Annotated in this window: 13 protein-coding genes; 6 read left to right on the top strand and 7 right to left on the bottom strand. The window is 54.9% G+C overall.

Annotated features, from left to right (window positions below; all coding sequences use genetic code 11):
• The first annotated feature begins 165 nt into the window (after positions 1-165).
• Positions 166-2,556, top strand: coding sequence for a glucose/quinate/shikimate family membrane-bound PQQ-dependent dehydrogenase (locus ACQG0S_RS03800; protein WP_063146435.1), 2,391 nt, complete (start codon positions 166-168; stop codon positions 2,554-2,556).
• Positions 2,557-2,642: 86 nt separating this feature from the next.
• Here the strand turns inward: ACQG0S_RS03800 and cueO are convergent, their stop codons facing one another.
• Positions 2,643-4,202 (bottom strand): multicopper oxidase CueO, encoded by a 1,560-nt coding sequence (gene cueO, locus ACQG0S_RS03795; RefSeq protein WP_155025545.1) that lies wholly within the window; start codon positions 4,200-4,202, stop codon positions 2,643-2,645.
• Positions 4,203-4,347: 145 nt separating this feature from the next.
• Here cueO and ACQG0S_RS03790 point away from each other — a divergent pair, with 145 nt between their 5' ends.
• The 3 genes from ACQG0S_RS03790 (at position 4,348) to speD (ending at position 6,461) form a co-directional block, all read left to right on the top strand.
• On the top strand, positions 4,348-4,695 hold the full coding sequence (locus ACQG0S_RS03790; protein ID WP_003856306.1) for a YacC family pilotin-like protein: 348 nt from the start codon (positions 4,348-4,350) through the stop codon (positions 4,693-4,695).
• A gap of 101 nt (positions 4,696-4,796) precedes the next feature.
• Positions 4,797-5,666 (top strand): polyamine aminopropyltransferase, encoded by an 870-nt coding sequence (gene speE, locus ACQG0S_RS03785; RefSeq protein ID WP_022647071.1) that lies wholly within the window; start codon positions 4,797-4,799, stop codon positions 5,664-5,666.
• Positions 5,667-6,461 (top strand): adenosylmethionine decarboxylase, encoded by a 795-nt coding sequence (speD, locus tag ACQG0S_RS03780; RefSeq protein WP_022647070.1) that lies wholly within the window; start codon positions 5,667-5,669, stop codon positions 6,459-6,461. It begins immediately after the preceding gene.
• A 31-nt stretch (positions 6,462-6,492) separates the two neighbouring features.
• On the opposite strand, the gene yacL is transcribed toward speD, so the two are convergent.
• Entirely contained in the window at positions 6,493-6,855 is a 363-nt protein-coding gene (gene yacL / locus ACQG0S_RS03775) for a protein YacL (RefSeq protein WP_022647069.1), read from the bottom strand.
• A gap of 150 nt (positions 6,856-7,005) precedes the next feature.
• Positions 7,006-9,603 carry a bifunctional aconitate hydratase 2/2-methylisocitrate dehydratase gene (gene acnB / locus ACQG0S_RS03770; protein WP_022647068.1) on the bottom strand — a complete coding sequence of 866 codons (2,598 nt, stop codon included), beginning with the start codon at positions 9,601-9,603 and terminating at the stop codon, positions 7,006-7,008.
• Between the two features lie 387 nt (positions 9,604-9,990).
• Here acnB and ACQG0S_RS03765 point away from each other — a divergent pair, with 387 nt between their 5' ends.
• Positions 9,991-11,508 (top strand): DUF3300 domain-containing protein, encoded by a 1,518-nt coding sequence (locus ACQG0S_RS03765; RefSeq protein WP_169440956.1) that lies wholly within the window; start codon positions 9,991-9,993, stop codon positions 11,506-11,508.
• 10 nt (positions 11,509-11,518) lie between these two features.
• On the top strand, positions 11,519-12,310 hold the full coding sequence (locus tag ACQG0S_RS03760) for a DUF2950 family protein (RefSeq protein WP_032625516.1): 792 nt from the start codon (positions 11,519-11,521) through the stop codon (positions 12,308-12,310).
• 52 nt (positions 12,311-12,362) lie between these two features.
• On the opposite strand, the gene lpdA is transcribed toward ACQG0S_RS03760, so the two are convergent.
• From lpdA to pdhR, 4 genes are all read right to left on the bottom strand, one after another.
• Positions 12,363-13,787, bottom strand: coding sequence for a dihydrolipoyl dehydrogenase (gene lpdA / locus ACQG0S_RS03755; RefSeq protein WP_003856313.1), 1,425 nt, complete (start codon positions 13,785-13,787; stop codon positions 12,363-12,365).
• A gap of 175 nt (positions 13,788-13,962) precedes the next feature.
• Positions 13,963-15,858 (bottom strand): pyruvate dehydrogenase complex dihydrolipoyllysine-residue acetyltransferase, encoded by a 1,896-nt coding sequence (gene aceF / locus ACQG0S_RS03750; RefSeq protein WP_169440954.1) that lies wholly within the window; start codon positions 15,856-15,858, stop codon positions 13,963-13,965.
• 14 nt (positions 15,859-15,872) lie between these two features.
• Entirely contained in the window at positions 15,873-18,536 is a 2,664-nt protein-coding gene (aceE, locus tag ACQG0S_RS03745) for a pyruvate dehydrogenase (acetyl-transferring), homodimeric type (protein ID WP_169440952.1), read from the bottom strand.
• A 123-nt stretch (positions 18,537-18,659) separates the two neighbouring features.
• A complete protein-coding gene (gene pdhR, locus ACQG0S_RS03740) occupies positions 18,660-19,424 on the bottom strand; it encodes a pyruvate dehydrogenase complex transcriptional repressor PdhR (RefSeq protein WP_006173806.1) in 765 nt (254 codons plus the stop codon).
• Between the last annotated feature and the right edge of the window lie 433 nt (positions 19,425-19,857).

Here is a 19,857-nt window from a genome sequence, read left to right as displayed (position 1 = left end):
ATGACTCTCGCTCCGGCATCGATACGCAAGCCAGCCATTATACCAGTAAATGGATTGCCCTGACGTATGAGTTATAAAAAGCAATATTTGTGATTCCGATCACAGTTGTTAATACCTATAATTAATTGCTAGCAAATAATTAACAAAACTGACGAGTACTTTTCTATGGCTGAAACAAAAACTAAACAGCCGCGTCTACTGGTGACATTAACAGCCGCGTTTGCCGCATTCTGCGCGCTGTATTTGTTAATCGGTGGCGTATGGCTGGTCGCGATTGGCGGCTCCTGGTACTACCCGATTGCGGGTCTGGTTATGGTTGGCGTAACCGTCCTGCTTTTACGCAGAAAACAATCTGCTCTGTGGCTGTACGCAGCGTTACTGCTCGCAACCATGATCTGGGGCGTCTGGGAAGTCGGGTTCGACTTCTGGGCGTTGACGCCGCGCAGCGACATTCTGGTCTTCTTCGGTATCTGGCTGATCCTGCCGTTTGTCTGGCGTCGTCTGATCGTCCCTTCCAGTGGTGCTGTAGCCGGTCTAATCGTTGCCCTGCTGATTAGTGGCGGCATCCTGACCTGGGCCGGATTCAACGACCCGCAGGAGATCCACGGTACGCTGAACACTGAATCCACGCCGGCTGCGGCTATCTCGCAGGTGGCTGACGGCGACTGGCCAGCCTATGGTCGTAATCAGGAAGGTCAACGTTACTCCCCGCTGAAGCAGATCAACGCGGACAACGTGAAAAACCTGAAGGAAGCCTGGGTATTCCGTACCGGCGACCTGAAGATGCCAAACGATCCGGGTGAGCTGACCAACGAAGTGACCCCGATTAAAGTGGGCAACATGCTCTACCTGTGTACGGCGCACCAGCGTCTGTTCGCGCTCGACGCGGCCACCGGTAAAGAGAAATGGCACTTTGATCCACAGCTGAACTCCAACCCGTCGTTCCAGCACATCACCTGCCGCGGCGTCTCTTACCACGAAGCGCGCGCTGATAATGCCAGCCCGGAAGTCATTGCCGACTGTCCTCGCCGCATTATGCTGCCGGTGAACGATGGCCGCCTGTTTGCCATCAACGCTGAGACCGGTAAGCTGTGCGAAACCTTCGCTAACAAAGGCATTCTGAATCTTCAGACCAACATGCCGGACACTACGCCGGGTCTGTATGAGCCGACCTCCCCGCCAATCATTACCGATAAAACCATCGTGATTGCCGGTTCGGTAACGGATAACTTCTCTACCCGCGAAACCTCCGGCGTTATCCGTGGTTTCGACGTGAACACCGGTAAACTGCTGTGGGCCTTCGACCCGGGCGCGAAAGATCCCAACGCGATCCCATCGGATGAACACACCTTTACCTTTAACTCACCGAACTCCTGGGCACCGGCAGCGTATGACGCGAAGCTGGACCTGGTTTACCTGCCGATGGGCGTGACCACGCCGGATATCTGGGGCGGTAACCGTACGCCGGAGCAGGAACGTTACGCCAGCTCCATCGTGGCGCTGAACGCAACGACCGGTAAACTGGCATGGAGCTACCAGACCGTTCACCACGATCTGTGGGATATGGATATGCCGTCCCAGCCGACGCTGGCGGACATTACCGTTAACGGTAAAACCGTTCCGGTGATTTACGCCCCGGCCAAAACCGGCAACATCTTCGTGCTGGATCGCAGCAACGGTAAGCTGGTTGTTCCTGCGCCGGAAAAACCGGTTCCGCAGGGCGCGGCTAAAGGCGACTACGTTACCAAAACGCAGCCGTTCTCTGATCTGAGTTTCCGTCCGGAGAAAGACCTCAGCGGTGCAGACATGTGGGGTGCCACGATGTTTGACCAGCTGGTATGCCGCGTGATGTTCCACCAGCTGCGCTATGAAGGCATCTTCACGCCGCCGTCAGAGCAGGGCACGCTGGTCTTCCCGGGTAACCTGGGGATGTTTGAGTGGGGTGGGATCTCCGTTGACCCTAACCGTCAGGTCGCCATCGCTAACCCAATGGCGCTGCCGTTCGTTTCCCGTCTGATCCCACGCGGTCCGGGTAACCCAATGGAGCAGCCTAAAGATGCGAAAGGCAGCGGTACCGAAGCCGGTATCCAGCCGCAGTATGGCGTTCCTTATGGTGTGACCCTGAATCCGTTCCTTTCTCCGTTCGGTCTGCCGTGTAAACAGCCTGCCTGGGGTTACATCTCCGGTCTGGATCTGAAGACCAACAAGATCGTCTGGAAGAAACGTATTGGTACGCCACAGGACAGCATGCCGTTCCCGATGCCTGTTCCAGTGCCGTTCAATATGGGTATGCCAATGCTGGGTGGCCCAATCTCCACCGCCGGTAACGTGCTGTTCATCGCGGCAACCGCAGATAACTACCTGCGCGCGTACAACATGACCAACGGTGAAAAACTGTGGCAAGGCCGTCTGCCAGCCGGTGGACAGGCTACGCCGATGACCTATGAAGTGAATGGCAAGCAGTACGTTGTCATCTCCGCAGGTGGTCACGGTTCGTTTGGCACGAAGATGGGCGACTATATTGTCGCGTATGCACTGCCTGACGACGCTAAGTAATGAAAAAGCCCGGTGGCGCTAACGCATACCGGGCTTTCGGGTGTCCTATGTAGGCCGGGTAAGGCGAAGCCGCCACCCGGCTTTTTTTATACGGTAAAGCCCAGCATCATCCCCGTATCTTCATGCTCCAGCAGATGGCAGTGGGCCATATAGGCAAACTCTTTCGGCGCTTCGTGATCGAACTTCACCAGCACCTCGCTGACACCGCCTTCCACCCTCACCGTATCTTTCCAGCCCCGGCGATGCGCGTCCGGCGCTTTACCGTTCTCAGAGAGAATACGGAACTGCGTGCCGTGGATATGGAACGGGTGCAGCATCATGTCGCCTTCGCCTGAAATTACCCAGCGTTCAAACTGCCCTTTCGTGGCGGCGAACATGGGCGTGTTCATATCGAACGCTTTGCCGTTGATGCGGTTGGCGTTGTGGAAATCGAAACCATGGCCGCCGTGATCCATGCCGCCCATTTTACCGTGGTCCATATTCATATGGCCCATCATCTGGCCGTGGTGCATTCCCGCCATGGCCTGATTGCCGTACTTCTTCATCAGCGCCTGCATGCCCATCATGTCGAGCATCGGGTCCATGGAGAGCTGAAGTTTACGCTGCGTAAGCCCGTCCAGCGACGGGAGTGTGGGTAGCGTGGTGAGGGCGTCCGGCAGCGTACCGGAAGCGGCGATCTGTAGCGGCTGAATGCGCAGGACCGGATGGGGTTTATCAAACGGCGCAACGGCCATCCCCATCTGGCTGACCGGCAGAGTCACCAGGTCAAACGCTTTGCCATCGCTGATATCCACCAGCACCTCGAAGCGCTCGCCCATCAGCATCGGCAGCTCGCTCACCTTCACCGGTTCCGGCAGCAGGCCGCCGTCGCTTGCCACCACATACAGCGGGCGTTTATCGCTGGTGGCGAAGTTCAGCGAGCGGGCGTTACAGCCATTTAGCAGGCGTAAACGCAGCCAGCCTTTTGGCGCGGCATGCTGCGGGTAGATTGCGCCGTTGGTCAGCAGCGTATCGCCAAACCAGCCTACCGCCGCGCTCATTACGTCCAGCTGATAGTCAATTTGCCCGTCAGCGCTGAATTTTTTGTCCTGCACAATCACCGGGACATCGTCGATCCCCCACTGTTTTGGCAGGCGCAGCAGGCGGCTTTCATCGTCTTCAATCAGCACCAGACCGGCCAGCCCCATCGCCACCTGATGGCCCGTTTTGCCATGCTGATGCGGGTGGAACCAGCAGGTCGCCGCACGCTGGTCAGGAGTAAAGGTGACGCTGCGTTTACCACCAGGCCTGATGACGCCCTGAGGCCCCCCATCCACTTCGCCCGGGACTTCCAGCCCATGCCAGTGCAGCGTGGTCTCTTGCGCTAACGTGTTATGAATGTCTACCGTCACCGCCTTCCCTTTGCGTAACTGCAACGCAGGGCCGAGCAAATTGCCGTTATAACCCCACGTCGTGGCGGCGTGCTGACCGAACGTGGTTTTACCGGCCTGCACCACAAGCTGAATGCGGCTGCGGGCATCTGCGGCGAGTAATTCAGGTATGGGTAAAGCAGGTCTGTCGGCGGCAAAAACGGCGCGGCTCCAGAGCGGTAACGCGCTGGCAACCCCCAGCGCGGCAGAAAATTTTAAAAAATCACGACGTTGCATGTGCATTTCCTTATTTCCAGCAGGCGATCTTTTGAGCATAAACCCTCCCCTTACCGGAAGGTCAAGCACGGCGGCAATAATAAAGATCGTCGGCCTGGCATCAAGTATGCTAACGTTAATTTTCCGTGATGCAGTGGTAAAGGCAATGAAGACGTTTTTCAGAACAATTTTGTTCGCCAGCCTGATGGCGATGTGTGCGAACAGTTACGCGCTAAGTGAAAACGAAGCGGAAGATATGGCCGATCTGACGGCAGTTTTTGTTTTTCTGAAAAACGATTGTGGTTACCAGAATTTACCCAATGGGCAAATTCGTCGCGCACTGGTCTTTTTTGCCCAGCAGAACCAATGGGACCTCAGCAACTACGACAGCTTCGACATGAAGGCGCTCGGTGAAGACAGCTACCGTGATTTAAGCGGTATTGGCATTCCCACTGCTAAAAAATGCAAAGCGCTGGCTCGCGATTCACTCAGCCTGCTCGCCTACGTGAAGTAACCTTCCCGACGCCCCTTGTTGACCCGCTAACCGCTTCACGGCGGTGTTGTGTTGCGCCCATCTGCCGGATGTAATGGATGCTAACGAAGGAGGTGCTCCCCATGACCGAAAAAACGGTATGGCAAGAAACGCTGCATGACCAGTTTGGTCAGTATTTTGCCGTGGATAACGTGCTCTATCATGAGAAAACCGATCATCAGGATCTGATAATCTTCGAAAACGCCGCCTTTGGCCGCGTAATGGCGCTGGACGGCGTGGTGCAAACCACCGAGCGCGACGAGTTTATCTATCACGAAATGATGACCCACGTCCCGCTGCTGGCCCACGGCCACGCGAAGGACGTGCTGATTATCGGCGGCGGCGACGGCGCGATGCTGCGTGAAGTCTCGCGTCATCAGAATGTCGAAACCATCACCATGGTGGAAATCGACGCCGGTGTGGTGTCGTTCTGCCGCCAGTATCTGCCCAACCACAATGCTGGCAGCTATGACGATCCGCGGTTTAATCTGGTTATCGACGATGGCGTCAATTTTGTTAACCAGACCACGCAAACGTTTGATGTCATTATCTCTGACTGTACCGACCCTATCGGTCCGGGCGCGTCGCTGTTTACCTCGTCGTTTTACGAAGGCTGCAAGCGCTGCCTGAAGCCTGGCGGGATTTTTGTGGCGCAAAACGGCGTTTGCTTCCTGCAACAGGATGAAGCGCTTGATAGCCACCGTAAGCTGAGCACCTATTTTGCTGACGTCAGCTTCTACCAGGCGGCGATCCCCACTTACTACGGCGGGATCATGACCTTTGCCTGGGCGACGGATAACGACGTCCTGCGCCATCTCTCCACCGAAATTATCCAGGCCCGCTTCCACCAGGCCGGACTCAAATGCCGATACTACAACCCGGCGATCCACACCGCAGCCTTTGCGTTGCCTCAATATCTGCAAGACGCGCTGTCCTCAAAGGAGGTGAACTAATTGAAAAAGCTTAAACTGCATGGCTTTAACAATCTGACCAAAAGCCTGAGTTTTTGTATTTACGATATCTGCTACGCCAAAACAGCAGAAGAGCGCGATGGTTATATCGCCTATATCGATGAACTCTACAACGCCAACCGTCTGACCGAGATCCTGACAGAGACCTGCTCGATTATCGGCGCCAACATCCTGAATATCGCGCGCCAGGATTACGAGCCGCAGGGAGCAAGCGTCACCATTCTGGTCAGTGAAGAGCCGGTTGACCCGCAGCTTATCGACAAAACCGAGCACCCCGGCCCACTGCCAGAAGTGGTTGTCGCCCACCTGGATAAAAGCCATATCTGCGTACACACCTACCCGGAAAGCCACCCGGAAGGCGGACTGTGTACCTTCCGCGCGGATATCGAGGTGTCGACCTGCGGCGTGATTTCACCGCTGAATGCGTTGAATTATTTAATCCACCAGCTGGAATCCGATATCGTCACTATTGATTATCGCGTACGCGGTTTTACCCGTGATATCAACGGCATGAAGCACTTCATCGATCATGAGATCAACTCCATTCAGAACTTCATGTCCGACGACATGAAGTCGCTATACGACATGATGGATGTGAACGTCTATCAGGAGAATATCTTCCACACCAAAATGTTACTTAAGGAATTCGACCTTAAGCACTACATGTTCCACACGAAGCCGGAAGATTTAAGCGAAGAAGAGCGTAAGGTCATTACCGACCTGCTCTGGAAAGAGATGCGCGAAATTTACTACGGCCGTAACATTCCGACCGTGTAATCGTGGCCCGAAGCAGGGACGCTTCGGGGAGTTACTTCTGTTTCATAAAGTCGCGGTAGGCGTTCACCACTTTCAGGAAATCTTCCACACCGCACAGCGACAGGCTTTCTTCGTCGTAGTAGCTCATCCCCTCTTCCATCTCATCACCCGAGAACTCAAGCTGGTTGGCACGCACCATCACCTCTTCGCCATCCATCCACAGGGTGTATTCGTGCCCGGCGCGTTGCCAGGAGCGTTCACTGCCTTTCACCGTTTCCGCTGCCTGTTCGACTTCATCCAGCAGCGCGAGGTTCTCTTTCACCTCTTCGTTAAACCAGTGTCCAACGGCTTCGTGCCCCATCGACATTCGCACTTTCACCACGCCGGTGATGTCGCGCAAAAATTCGTAATCCATAGCGTTTTCCTCTGCAAAGCCATTAGGGTAATTATCGCAGCAGAGAGGAAGAAAAAAAGCGGGAGAGGTGGGAGGAATGAAAATAAAAAAAATACCCCTCACCCTGGCCCTCTCCCAAAGGGAGAGGGGTTAGGGGTGAGGGGTTGGTTTTTATACTGCCGTCTGGAAGATCACCCCGTCAGCCTTCTCGGTGTACTGAGAGAGCTGGTCGAAGTTCAGATAGCGATAGGTATCCACCGCCGTCTTATCTACCTGAGCCACAAAGGTCTGGTACTCTTCCGGCGTTGGCAGTTTGCCAATCAGCGCCGCAACCGCTGCCAGCTCCGCAGAAGCCAGGTAGACGTTCGCCCCGGTACCCAAACGGTTCGGGAAGTTACGGGTGGAGGTGGAAACCACTGTCGCACCGTCGGCCACGCGCGCCTGGTTGCCCATGCACAGGGAGCAGCCCGGAATTTCAATACGCGCCCCGCTCTTACCGAACACGCTGTAGTAGCCCTCTTCGGTCAGCTGCGCCGCATCCATACGGGTTGGCGGCGCCACCCACAGACGGGTCGGCAGCTGGCCTTTGTGAGTATCCAGCAGCTTACCGGCAGCACGGAAGTGGCCGATGTTGGTCATACAAGAGCCGATGAACACTTCGTCGATCTTATCGCCCTGTACGTCAGAGAGCAGACGCGCATCGTCCGGATCGTTTGGCGCACACAGGATTGGCTCTTTGATATCCGCCAGATCGATGTCGATCACCGCCGCGTACTCTGCGTCAGCGTCAGCTTCCAGCAGCTGCGGATCCGCCAGCCATTTTTCCATGCCCTGAATACGACGCTCCAGCGTACGGCGGTCGCCGTAGCCTTCCGCAATCATCCACTTCAGCAGCACGATGTTGGAGGTCAGATACTCAATAATCGGCTCTTTGTTCAGCTTGATGGTACAGCCCGCCGCAGAACGCTCGGCAGAGGCATCGGTCAGCTCGAACGCCTGCTCAACTTTCAGATCCGGCAGACCTTCAATTTCCAGAATGCGGCCAGAGAAGATGTTTTTCTTGCCCTTCTTCTCAACGGTCAGCAGACCCTGTTTGATGGCATACAGCGGGATTGCGTGAACGAGGTCGCGCAGTGTGATGCCCGGCTGCATTTTGCCTTTGAAACGCACCAGCACGGATTCAGGCATGTCGAGAGGCATCACGCCGGTCGCTGCGGCAAACGCCACCAGACCGGAGCCCGCAGGGAAGGAGATACCAATCGGGAAACGGGTATGGGAGTCACCGCCGGTACCCACGGTATCCGGCAGCAGCATGCGGTTCAGCCAGGAGTGGATAACGCCGTCGCCCGGACGCAGGGAGACACCGCCACGGTTCATAATGAAGTCAGGCAGCGTGTGGTGCGTAGTGACGTCAACCGGCTTCGGATATGCCGCAGTGTGGCAGAAGGACTGCATGACCAGGTCAGATGAGAAGCCCAGGCACGCAAGGTCTTTCAGTTCATCACGGGTCATTGGACCGGTGGTGTCCTGAGAGCCCACGGAGGTCATTTTTGGCTCGCAGTACGCGCCAGGACGGATACCAGCGACGCCGCAGGCGCGACCGACCATTTTCTGTGCCAGTGAGAAGCCGCGATTGCTTTCCGCCACGTCTTTCGCCTGACGGAACACGTCACTGTGCGGCAGACCCAGCGCTTCACGCGCTTTGGTGGTCAGGCCACGGCCAATGATCAGCGGAATACGGCCACCGGCACGCACTTCGTCGATCAGCACGTCGGTTTTCAGCTCGAAGCTTGCCAACAGTTCGTTGGTTTCGTGGTTGCGCACTTCGCCTTTATACGGGTAAACGTCAATCACGTCGCCCATGTTCAGGTTGCTCACGTCCACTTCAATTGGCAGAGCGCCCGCATCTTCCATGGTGTTGAAGAAGATTGGCGCAATTTTGCCGCCGAGGCACAGGCCGCCGCCGCGCTTGTTCGGCACGTGCGGAATGTCGTCGCCCATGAACCACAGCACGGAGTTGGTGGCGGATTTACGGGAAGAACCGGTACCAACCACATCACCGACGTAGGCCAGCGGGAAACCTTTCTCCTGAAGCGCTTCGATCTGTTTAATCGGGCCAACGCTACCCGGCTGATCCGGCTCGATGCCTTCGCGGGCGTTTTTCAGCATCGCCAGGGCGTGCAGAGGGATATCAGGACGAGACCACGCGTCCGGAGCCGGAGAGAGGTCATCGGTGTTGGTTTCACCGGTAACCTTAAAGACGGTCACGGTAATTTTTTCAGCAAGCGCAGGACGGTTCAGGAACCATTCGGCATCGGCCCAGGACTGCATCACCTGCTTCGCGTAAACGTTGCCTGCTTTGGCTTTTTCTTCTACATCGTAGAAGTTATCGAACATCAGCAGCGTTGAAGAGAGCGCTTTGGCAGCAATCGGTGCCAGCTTTTCGTTGTCCAGCGCGTCAATCAGCGGATGAATGTTATAGCCGCCCTGCATGGTGCCGAGCAGTTCAATGGCTTTTTCAGGAGTAACCAGTGGGGAGGTGGCTTCGCCTTTGGCGATAGCAGCAAGGAATCCGGCTTTTACGTAGGCAGCTTCATCTACGCCAGGCGGTACGCGGTTAATCAGCAGATCTAACAGGAATTCTTCTTCGCCCTCAGGCGGGTTCTTCAGCAGCTCGACGAGCGCGGCCATTTGGGTTGCATCTAAAGGTTTGGGTACAATTCCCTCGGCGGCACGTTCTGCTACGTGCTTACGGTATTCTTCTAGCACGACGGTTCTCCTCGCTCTCATTGTCATATGCGGCGGGCGTTCTCTTCACGCTCCTGTGAGACAGCAGTTTGTAGGGTAAATGCCCGATACCGCGTCGGGCAGCATAGCAGGATTTCTGCACAGTGTTAATCTGTTTACAAAAAAGCAACATTAAATTATTTGCTGAATCGTTAAGCATGGTGTAGCGGGGAGACGAGGCGAATCTTGTCCTCTTTCCCGTCGCCTTTTCAGCTATCCGATATAATTGTGTAATAAATACTCACACTCTTTATCCGGACGCTCCGGTTGGTTTCCCAACAATAGTCAAAACTGTAAAACACGAGTGAATGATACTCGCGGCAACAGCAACGCCTCACGGCACTGCACTCGTCTCGTTGGAGTCAATCTATGAAGTTGCCTTTTAAACCACATCTTCTTGTTCTGCTTTGCAGTGCGGGGCTGTTTGCCGCCTCGGGTGTCATGTACGTTAAAAGCCGCGCAACGGAACCTGCTACGCCTGCTCCGGTTACACAACAACCTGGCGCACCGGTAGCCCAGCCTGCGCCCTTCGCTGCCCCGGTCTACACTGCGGCGCAAATCGACCAATGGGTTGCCCCTGTCGCGCTTTACCCGGATGCCCTGCTGTCGCAAATCTTGATGGCGTCGACCTACCCGTCAAATGTTATTCAGGCCGCGCAGTGGTCGAAAGACAATCCTAAAATGCAGGGTGATGCCGCCCTGCAGGCGGTAGCCACCCAGCCGTGGGATCCCAGCGTAAAATCCCTGGTTGCGTTTCCTCAGCTGATGTCGTTGATGGGCGAAAATCCGCCATGGGTACAAAATCTGGGAGACGCCTTCCTTGCACAGCCGAAAGATGTGATGGATTCCGTACAGCGGCTGCGCCTGCTGGCCCAACAAACGGGTGCGCTACAATCCACACCGCAGCAGACGGTCACCACCGTCACGAAACCTGCATCGACAAAAACCACGACAACCGCAACGCCTACCAGCCCAACGGTGATCAAAATTGAATCCGCCGATCCACAGGTGGTTTACGTCCCTACGTATAACCCGAATACGGTTTATGGTAGCTGGCCTAACACCGCTTACCCGCCGGTCTATCTTCCGCCTTCACCCGGTGAGCAATTCACGGACAGTCTGGTTAAAGGATTAGGTTTTAGCCTCGGGGTCGCTACAACCTACGCCATTTTCAGCAATATTGACTGGGATGATGACGACTGGGATCACCATCATCACGATGATGACTGGGACAATCACGGCGGTTATAACCGCAACGGTGATAACAACATCAATATCAACGTGGATAATTTCAACAGAATCAGCGGGCAGCACCTGAACGGTAATAACCACACCTGGCAGCACAATCCTGCCTATCGTGAAGGCGTGCCTTACCCGAATAACCAGCTGGCTAACCGCTTCCACTCTATACATACAGCCACCGGGCTAAGCGCGACGCAGCAAAATCCAGTCAATCGCGACAGCCAGCGCCAGGCCGCTCTCAGCCAGATGGAAAAATCAACGGGTAAAACCCTCCCATACTCAGTACATACAGCCACGTGGGACGCACAACGTCTGGCCTCAACGCAACAGTTGAAGCAGATCTCGCAGCGAAATAACTATCGTGGATATGACACCAGGCCGCAGGCCGTAAAACGGACGAGCACGCCGCAGCGTGTACATCATCAGACTGACATGCACAGACAGGAGAAGCGGGTTTCACAGACGGTACAGCAGCCAGCCAGGCTGCATCGGGCCAATGCCCTGAGCGGCAACGACAGCCGCTCCGCCAACTGGCAAGCCCAGCAGCAGCGCGGGGCGCAAAGCCGGCAGCTCGCTACTCGTCAACATCAGCCGCGCCAGCTCACTGGTGAACGCGCTGAACGCCATGAATTCCGTCATCGTTAAGGGAGCCGACATGAAACGTCAATTACTCAGTGGAATGGTGTTGTTCATGGTCTCGGCGGCCGTCATGGCACAGCAATCGTTCAGTTCGCCAGAACAGGCGACCAGTGCGTTGGCAAGCGCCATCAGCGAGCAAAACGAAAGTGCGATGAACAATTTGCTCGGTGAAAACTGGCGCGATTTTCTGCCGCCCGAAGGCGTTGATCCTGATGCGGTCGATCGCTTCCTGCGCGACTGGAACGTTCATCATAAAACCGTCATCAGTGGCAACGTGGCGCACCTGGTGGTGGGCGATAACGGCTGGCAGCTACCGATCCCGGTGGTCAAAACGGCATCTGGCTGGCAGTTTGATATGCAGGAAGCCGCAGAAGAGATCCTGACCCGCGAAATCGGGCGCAACGAACTCGCAGCCATCGAAGCGCTTCACGCCTATGTTGATGCCCAGCAGAGCTATTTTGCGATGAACCAAAAGTACGCGCAGAAGATAGTCAGTTCTGAAGGTAAAAAGGATGGACTGTACTGGCCCGTCGCTCCCGGTGAAACGCCCAGCCCACTGGGTCCGGCGTTCAGTCCTCCACAGTCGGGGGCGGGTTACCATGGTTACCGATTCCGCATCCTGCCGGATAAAAATGGCTTTGCCATGGTCGCCTGGCCGGTGAACTACGGTCAGACGGGGGTAATGAGCTTTGTAATTAACCAGGATGACGCGGTTTATCAGGCAGATCTCGGCAACGATTCGGCGCAGAAAGCGCAGGCTCTTAGTGAATACCAGCCGGATAAGACCTGGCAGCCTGTCACACCCTGAACGCAGCGCATAAAAAAAGCGGCCTGAGGCCGCTTTTTTCATCTGAAGAAACTTATTTCTTCTTCGCTTTCGCGTTTGGCAGGTCAGTAATGCTACCTTCAAACACTTCTGCCGCCAGGCCCACGGACTCATGCAGAGTCGGGTGTGCGTGGATGGTCAGCGCGATGTCTTCTGCGTCGCAGCCCATTTCGATAGCCAGACCGATTTCACCCAGCAGCTCGCCGCCGTTGGTACCGACAATCGCACCACCGATGACGCGGTGAGTCTCTTTGTCGAAGATCAGTTTGGTCATACCGTCTGCGCAGTCGGACGCGATAGCACGGCCAGAAGCAGCCCACGGGAAGGTGGCAGTTTCGTAGCTGATGCCTTTCTCTTTCGCTTCTTTCTCAGTCAGACCAACCCATGCAACTTCTGGCTCGGTATACGCGATAGATGGGATCACTTTCGGATCGAAGTAGTGCTTCATGCCAGCGATAACTTCAGCGGCAACATGACCTTCGTGAACACCTTTGTGCGCCAGCATAGGCTGACCGACGATATCGCCAATAGCAAAGATGTGCGGCACGTTGGTACGCAGCTGTTTGTCAACGCGGATGAAGCCACGGTCGTCCACTTCCACGCCAGCTTTGCCCGCGTCGAGGTTTTTACCGTTCGGCACACGGCCAATAGCCACCAGCACGGCGTCGTAACGCTGTGGTTCGGATGGGGCTTTTTTGCCTTCCATGGAAACGTAAATACCGTCTTCTTTCGCTTCAACGGCAGTCACTTTGGTTTCCAGCATCAGGTTGAATTTCTTGCTGATGCGTTTGGTGAAGACTTTAACGATATCTTTGTCGGCTGCCGGGATAACCTGGTCGAACATTTCAACCACGTCGATCTCTGAACCCAGCGCATGGTACACAGTACCCATTTCCAGACCGATGATACCGCCGCCCATAACCAGCAGACGCTTAGGAACGGTTTTCAGCTCCAGCGCATCGGTGGAATCCCACACGCGTGGATCTTCATGTGGAATGAATGGCAGTTCGATTGGGCGAGAGCCTGCCGCGATGATCGCGTTGTCGAAGTTGATCACGGTTTTGCCGTTTTCGCCTTCCACTTCCAGGGTGTTCGCACCGGTGAATTTACCCAGACCGTTTACCACTTTCACTTTACGGCCTTTGGCCATACCCGCCAGACCGCCGGTCAGCTGAGTGATAACTTTCTCTTTCCAGGTACGAATTTTGTCGATATCGGTTTTCGGCTCGCCGAAGACGATACCGTGTTCAGCCAGCGCTTTGGCTTCTTCGATAACTTTCGCTACGTGCAGCAGCGCTTTAGAAGGGATACAGCCGACGTTCAGACAAACACCGCCGAGGGTGCTGTAACGTTCTACGATGACGGTTTCCAGACCTAAATCCGCGGCGCGAAATGCTGCGGAGTAACCTGCCGGGCCTGCCCCAAGTACTACGACCTGAGTTTTGATTTCTGTGCTCATCATGACCTCTTAATGTATACCCGTCGTCCACCGGGTCGTTCTATCCGCCCGTATTTTACAAAATTGTTAACAATTTTGAAACAACAAACGGCTCACGAATTATCGCTTTCACCAATAACCTCAAAAACCCCATGAGATTATCAGAAAAAAGCCGGCCGACTGGCCGGCTTTTCGATTACATCACCAGGCGGCGAATGTCGCTCAGGGTGTTGTTGATGATGGTGATGAAACGCGCACCATCAGCCCCGTCGATTACGCGGTGGTCGAAGGACAGAGAGATTGGCATCATCAGACGCGGCACGAACTCTTTGCCATTCCACACCGGCTCCATCGCGGACTTGGACACACCGAGGATAGCCACTTCCGGCGCGTTTACAATCGGCGCGAAGTGGGTGGTACCCAGGCCGCCGATGCTGGAGATAGTGAAGCAGCCGCCCTGCATTTCGCTGGCAGTCAGCTTACCATCACGCGCTTTTTTGGAGATGGTGGTCAGTTCACGGGACAGCTCGGTAATGCTCTTCTTGTTCACGTCTTTGAAGACCGGAACCACCAGACCATTTGGCGTATCAACCGCAACACCGATGTTGATGTATTTCTTCAGCGTCAGCTTCTGGCCGTCTTCGGACAGGGAGCTGTTGAAGCGTGGCATCTGCTCAAGGGCAGCGGCAACGGCCTTCATGATAAAGACCACTGGGGTGAACTTCACGTCCAGCTTACGCTTCTCAGCTTCGGCGTTCTGCTGTTTACGGAACGCTTCCAGATCGGTGATATCGGTCTTATCGAAGTGCGTAACGTGCGGGATCATCACCCAGTTACGGCTCAGGTTAGCACCAGAGATTTTCTGGATACGGCCCAGCTCCACTTCTTCGATTTCACCGAACTTACTGAAGTCCACTTTCGGCCATGGCAGCATGCCCGGGATACCGCCGCCAGCGGCTGCCGCAGGTGCAGCTTCGGCGCGTTTCACCGCGTCTTTCACGTAAGCCTGAACGTCTTCGCGCAGAATACGACCTTTACGGCCGGTGCCCTTCACTTTCGCCAGGTTCACACCGAATTCGCGCGCCAGGCGACGAATCAGCGGAGTCGCGTGGACGTAAGCGTCGTTTTCAGCGAACTCAGATTTTTCTGCTTTAGCAGCAGGGGCAGCAGCAGGTTTAGCAGCCTGAGCCGGTGCAGCAGCAGGTGCCGGAGCAGCCGCGGCAGCCGGAGCGGCGGCAGGCGCTGCGCCTTCCACTTCGAAGACCATGATCAGAGAGCCGGTAGACACTTTGTCGCCGGTGCTGATTTTGATCTCTTTAACGGTACCGGCGAACGGCGCAGGCACTTCCATAGAAGCTTTGTCGCCTTCAACGGTGATCAGTGACTGTTCAGCGGCAACTTTGTCGCCCACTTTCACCATCACTTCGGTCACTTCAACTTCGTCACCGCCAATATCCGGTACGTTAACGTCTTTCGCGCCGCCAGCAGCCGCTGGTGCAGCGGCCGGAGCCGGAGCAGCAGCCTGAGCAGGCGCAGCGGCAGGTGCTGCACCCGCCACTTCGAAGACCATGATCAGCGAGCCGGTAAACACTTTGTCACCGGTGTTGATCTTGATCTCTTTAACGGTACCGGCGAACGGTGCTGGCACTTCCATAGAGGCTTTGTCGCCTTCTACGGTGATCAGTGACTGCTCAGCCGCAACGGTGTCGCCCACTTTCACCAGGATTTCGGTAACTTCAACTTCGTCACCGCCGATATCAGGCACATTTACTTCTTTCGCTGCCGCGGCCGCTGCTGGAGCAGCAGCAGGAGCGGCTTCTTTCTTCTCTTCCTGCGCAGGTGCAGCAGCTGCTGCACCGTCGGCGGAATCGAAAATCATGATCAGTTTGCCAGTCTCGGTTTTATCGCCAACAGAGACTTTGATCTCTTTAACGATGCCAGCCTGAGGAGACGGGACTTCCATAGAGGCTTTGTCGCCTTCTACGGTGATCAGCGACTGTTCAGCTTCAACTTTGTCGCCTACTTTGACCAGGATCTCGGTGATTTCAACTTCATCAGCCCCGATGTCCGGTACATTGATTTCGATAGCCATTATTCTTTTACCTCTTACGCCAGACGCGGGTTAACTTTATCTGCATCGATGTTGAATTTGGTGATTGCGTCCGCAACCACTTTCTTATCGATTTCGCCACGTTTAGCCAGTTCGCCCAGTGCTGCTACTACCACGTAGGAAGCATCAACTTCGAAGTGGTGACGCAGGTTTTCGCGGCTGTCAGAACGACCGAAGCCGTCAGTACCCAGTACGCGATAATCATCAGCTGGAACGTAAGTACGAACCTGCTCAGCGAACAGTTTCATATAGTCAGTAGACGCCACCGCTGGCGCGTCGTTCATCACCTGAGCGATGTACGGAACGCGTGGGGTTTCCATTGGGTGCAGCATGTTCCAGCGCTCACAATCCTGGCCATCACGCGCCAGTTCAGTGAAGGAGGTCACAGAGTACACATCGGAACCCACACCGTAGTCTTTCGCCAGGATCTGCGCTGCTTCACGAACGTGACGCAGGATAGAACCGGAGCCCAGCAGCTGAACTTTACCTTTGCTACCTTCGATGGTTTCGAGTTTGTAGATACCTTTACGGATACCTTCCTCGGCACCTGCTGGCATTGCCGGCATGTGGTAGTTTTCGTTCAGGGTGGTGATGTAGTAGTAAACGTTCTCTTGCGCTTCACCGTACATGCGGTGCAGACCGTCATGCATGATGACTGCCACTTCGTACGCGTAAGACGGGTCGTAAGAGATACAGTTAGGGATAGTCAGAGACTGAATGTGGCTGTGACCATCTTCGTGCTGCAGACCTTCACCGTTCAGGGTCGTACGACCAGAAGTACCACCGATCAGGAAGCCGCGAGCCTGCTGGTCGCCTGCCTGCCAGCACAGATCACCGATACGCTGGAACCCGAACATGGAGTAGTAGATGTAGAACGGGATCATCGGCAGGTTGTTGGTGCTGTAAGAGGTCGCAGCAGCCAGCCAGGATGCGCCTGCACCCAGTTCGTTGATACCTTCCTGAAGGATCTGACCTTTCTCGTCTTCTTTGTAGTATGCAACCTGCTCACGGTCCTGCGGGGTGTACTGCTGGCCGTTCGGGCTGTAGATACCGATCTGACGGAACAGACCTTCCATACCGAAAGTACGCGCTTCGTCGGCGATGATTGGAACCAGACGATCTTTGATTGACTTGTTCTTCAGCATCACGTTCAGGGCACGAACGAAAGCGATAGTGGTAGAGATCTCTTTGTTCTGCTCTTCCAGCAGCTGAGAGAAGTCTTCCAGGGCTGGCAGTTCCAGCTTCTCGGTGAAGTTAGGCTGACGAGCAGGCAGGTAGCCTTTCAGCGCCTGACGACGTTCGTGCAGGTACTTGTGCTCTTCAGACCCTTCCGGGAAGGTGATGTAAGACAGGTTTTCTACCTGCTCATCGGTCACTGGAACGTTGAAACGGTCGCGGATATAACGCACGCCGTCCATGTTCATTTTCTTAACCTGGTGAGCGATGTTTTTACCTTCTGCGGTATCACCCATGCCGTAACCTTTGATGGTGTGGGCCAGGATCACAGTCGCTTTACCTTTGGTTTCCTGCGCTTTTTTCAGTGCAGCGTAAACTTTCTTCGGATCGTGACCACCGCGGTTCAGCGCCCAGATCTGCTCGTCAGTCCAGTCTGCAACCAGGGCTGCGGTTTCAGGATATTTGCCGAAGAAGTGCTCACGAACGTAGGCACCGTCTTTGGATTTGAAGGTCTGGTAGTCGCCGTCAACGGTTTCGTTCATCAGCTGGATCAGTTTACCGCTGGTGTCTTTACGCAGCAGCTCATCCCAACGACCGCCCCACATGACTTTGATCACGTTCCAGCCTGCACCCGCGAAGATGCCTTCCAGTTCGTTAATGATCTTGCCGTTACCGGTTACCGGACCATCCAGACGTTGCAGGTTACAGTTGATGATGAAGCACAGGTTGTCCAGCTTCTCACGGGTCGCGATGGTGATCGCGCCTTTAGATTCTGGCTCATCCATTTCACCGTCGCCCAGGAAGGCGTAAACGGTCTGCTCAGAGGTGTCTTTCAGACCACGGTGTTCCAGGTACTTCAGGAATTTAGCCTGATAGATTGCACCAATTGGACCCAGACCCATAGATACGGTCGGGAACTGCCAGAACTCAGGCATCAGTTTAGGGTGCGGATAAGAAGACAGACCCTTACCGTGAACTTCCTGACGGAAGTTGTTCATCTGCTCTTCAGTCAGACGACCTTCCAGGAAGGCACGTGCATAGATGCCCGGAGAGATGTGGCCCTGGAAGTACACCAGATCGCCGCCGTCTTTCTCGTTGGCTGCACGGAAGAAGTGGTTGAAGCACACTTCGTAAACGGTCGCAGAGGACTGGAAGGACGCCATGTGGCCACCCAGTTCCAGATCTTTCTTGGATGCGCGCAGAACGGTCATGATAGCGTTCCAGCGGATAGCAGAACGGATACGGCGTTCCAGATCCAGATTGCCCGGGTATTCCGGTTCGTCTTCGACGGCAATCGTGTTTACGTAGTTGCTAGCCCCTGCACCTGAAGCCACTTTCACGCCGCCTTTGCGCGCTTCTGAAAGCAGCTGATCAATCAGATACTGAGCACGCTCAACACCTTCTTCACGGATGACCGATTCGATCGCCTGTAGCCAGTCGCGAGTTTCGATCGGATCCACGTCATTTTGGAGACGTTCTGACATGGGGGTATTCCTTATCTATCTAATACGTTGATTTGTCTGGAACCTGTCCCATTGTGCTCTCGGTTAAGAACACAATAAGACAGGTTCTGCGTTTAGTTGCCGCGCTCTAAAAGTACCTGGCGCTTAATCCTTTCGTTGCTGTATGCGGCGCAATGAACGCTCGCGACGCGATTGTTCACGGCTGCGGTCCAGCAAGATTTCCTCAATGAAAGCCAGATGGCGGTGCGACGCTTCACGCGCCTGCTCCGGTTCCCCGGCCATTATCGCCTCGAATACTCGGGTGCGATGGTTGCTTACCAGCGGGAGCATCTCCCGACGGGCATACAACAATTCAAAATTCTGACGAACGTTCTGGGCCAGCATGGGCTCCATGCAGCGTAGCAGATGGAGGAGCACCACGTTGTGCGCTGCTTCGGTGACGGCAATTTGATACTGGACAACGGCGCTGGATTCGGCGTCTAAGTCGCCGGACTGCTGTGCCCGTTCAATGGCCTGATGCAGCTCGCGAATACGTACGCGGTCTTCATCAGTGCTGCGAAGGGCGGCGTAATAGGCCGCGATACCTTCCAGCGCGTGACGGGTCTCAAGCAGATCAAACTGGGATTCTGGGTGGTCAGAGAGAAGTTCTACCAGCGGGTCGCTGAAGCTCTGCCACAGGCTGTTTTGCACAAAGGTTCCGCCACCCTGACGACGGAGCAACAGGCCCTTTGCTTCGAGACGTTGAATCGCCTCACGCAGAGAGGGGCGTGAAACGTCGAACTGTTTTGCCAGCTCGCGTTCTGGCGGGAGTTTCTCGCCCGGGCGCAGTGTCCCTTCGAGAATCAAAAACTCCAGCTGCTGCTCAATCACATCGGAAAGTTTTGGTTGGCGAATTTTGCTGTAGGCCATATTCCCTGTCTTACGCCTTTTTGCCCGGAGTCAATTGGTCTTACCAATTTCATGTTCGTATCGCTAAAGTAACAAAGTATTCACCTTCTGTCCATATTGGTTTTGATTGAAATCAGGAAACCCGGCACATTTTAACAACCTTACAGAACTAACGTTTCAGGAATGTAACTTTGCACAAATGAAATGGTTACTCCCAAAGGGGCAGTTTTAACCATATTTAAACGAGGGCTTTTGCAATCTGAAGCGATTCAACAAGGCAAAATATGAAAATTCGTCCACTTATGACGCATTTCTATTCTATAGGTTGGGGTATGAGGGGTTAACATACCGATTTACAATTGGTTTCTTTTTATTCAAGTCGTCATCATCCCTTCATAAAGCAGGTGCATTCGCTGGCACTTACCACTATTCTGGCGCTAACGGAAGCCATCTC

Origin of the sequence: Enterobacter cloacae complex sp. 418I7, assembly GCF_050030705.1 — a bacterium.
In the GTDB taxonomy this organism is placed as follows: domain Bacteria; phylum Pseudomonadota; class Gammaproteobacteria; order Enterobacterales; family Enterobacteriaceae; genus Enterobacter; species Enterobacter intestinihominis.
This window is presented reverse-complemented; position numbering and strand designations above follow the sequence as displayed.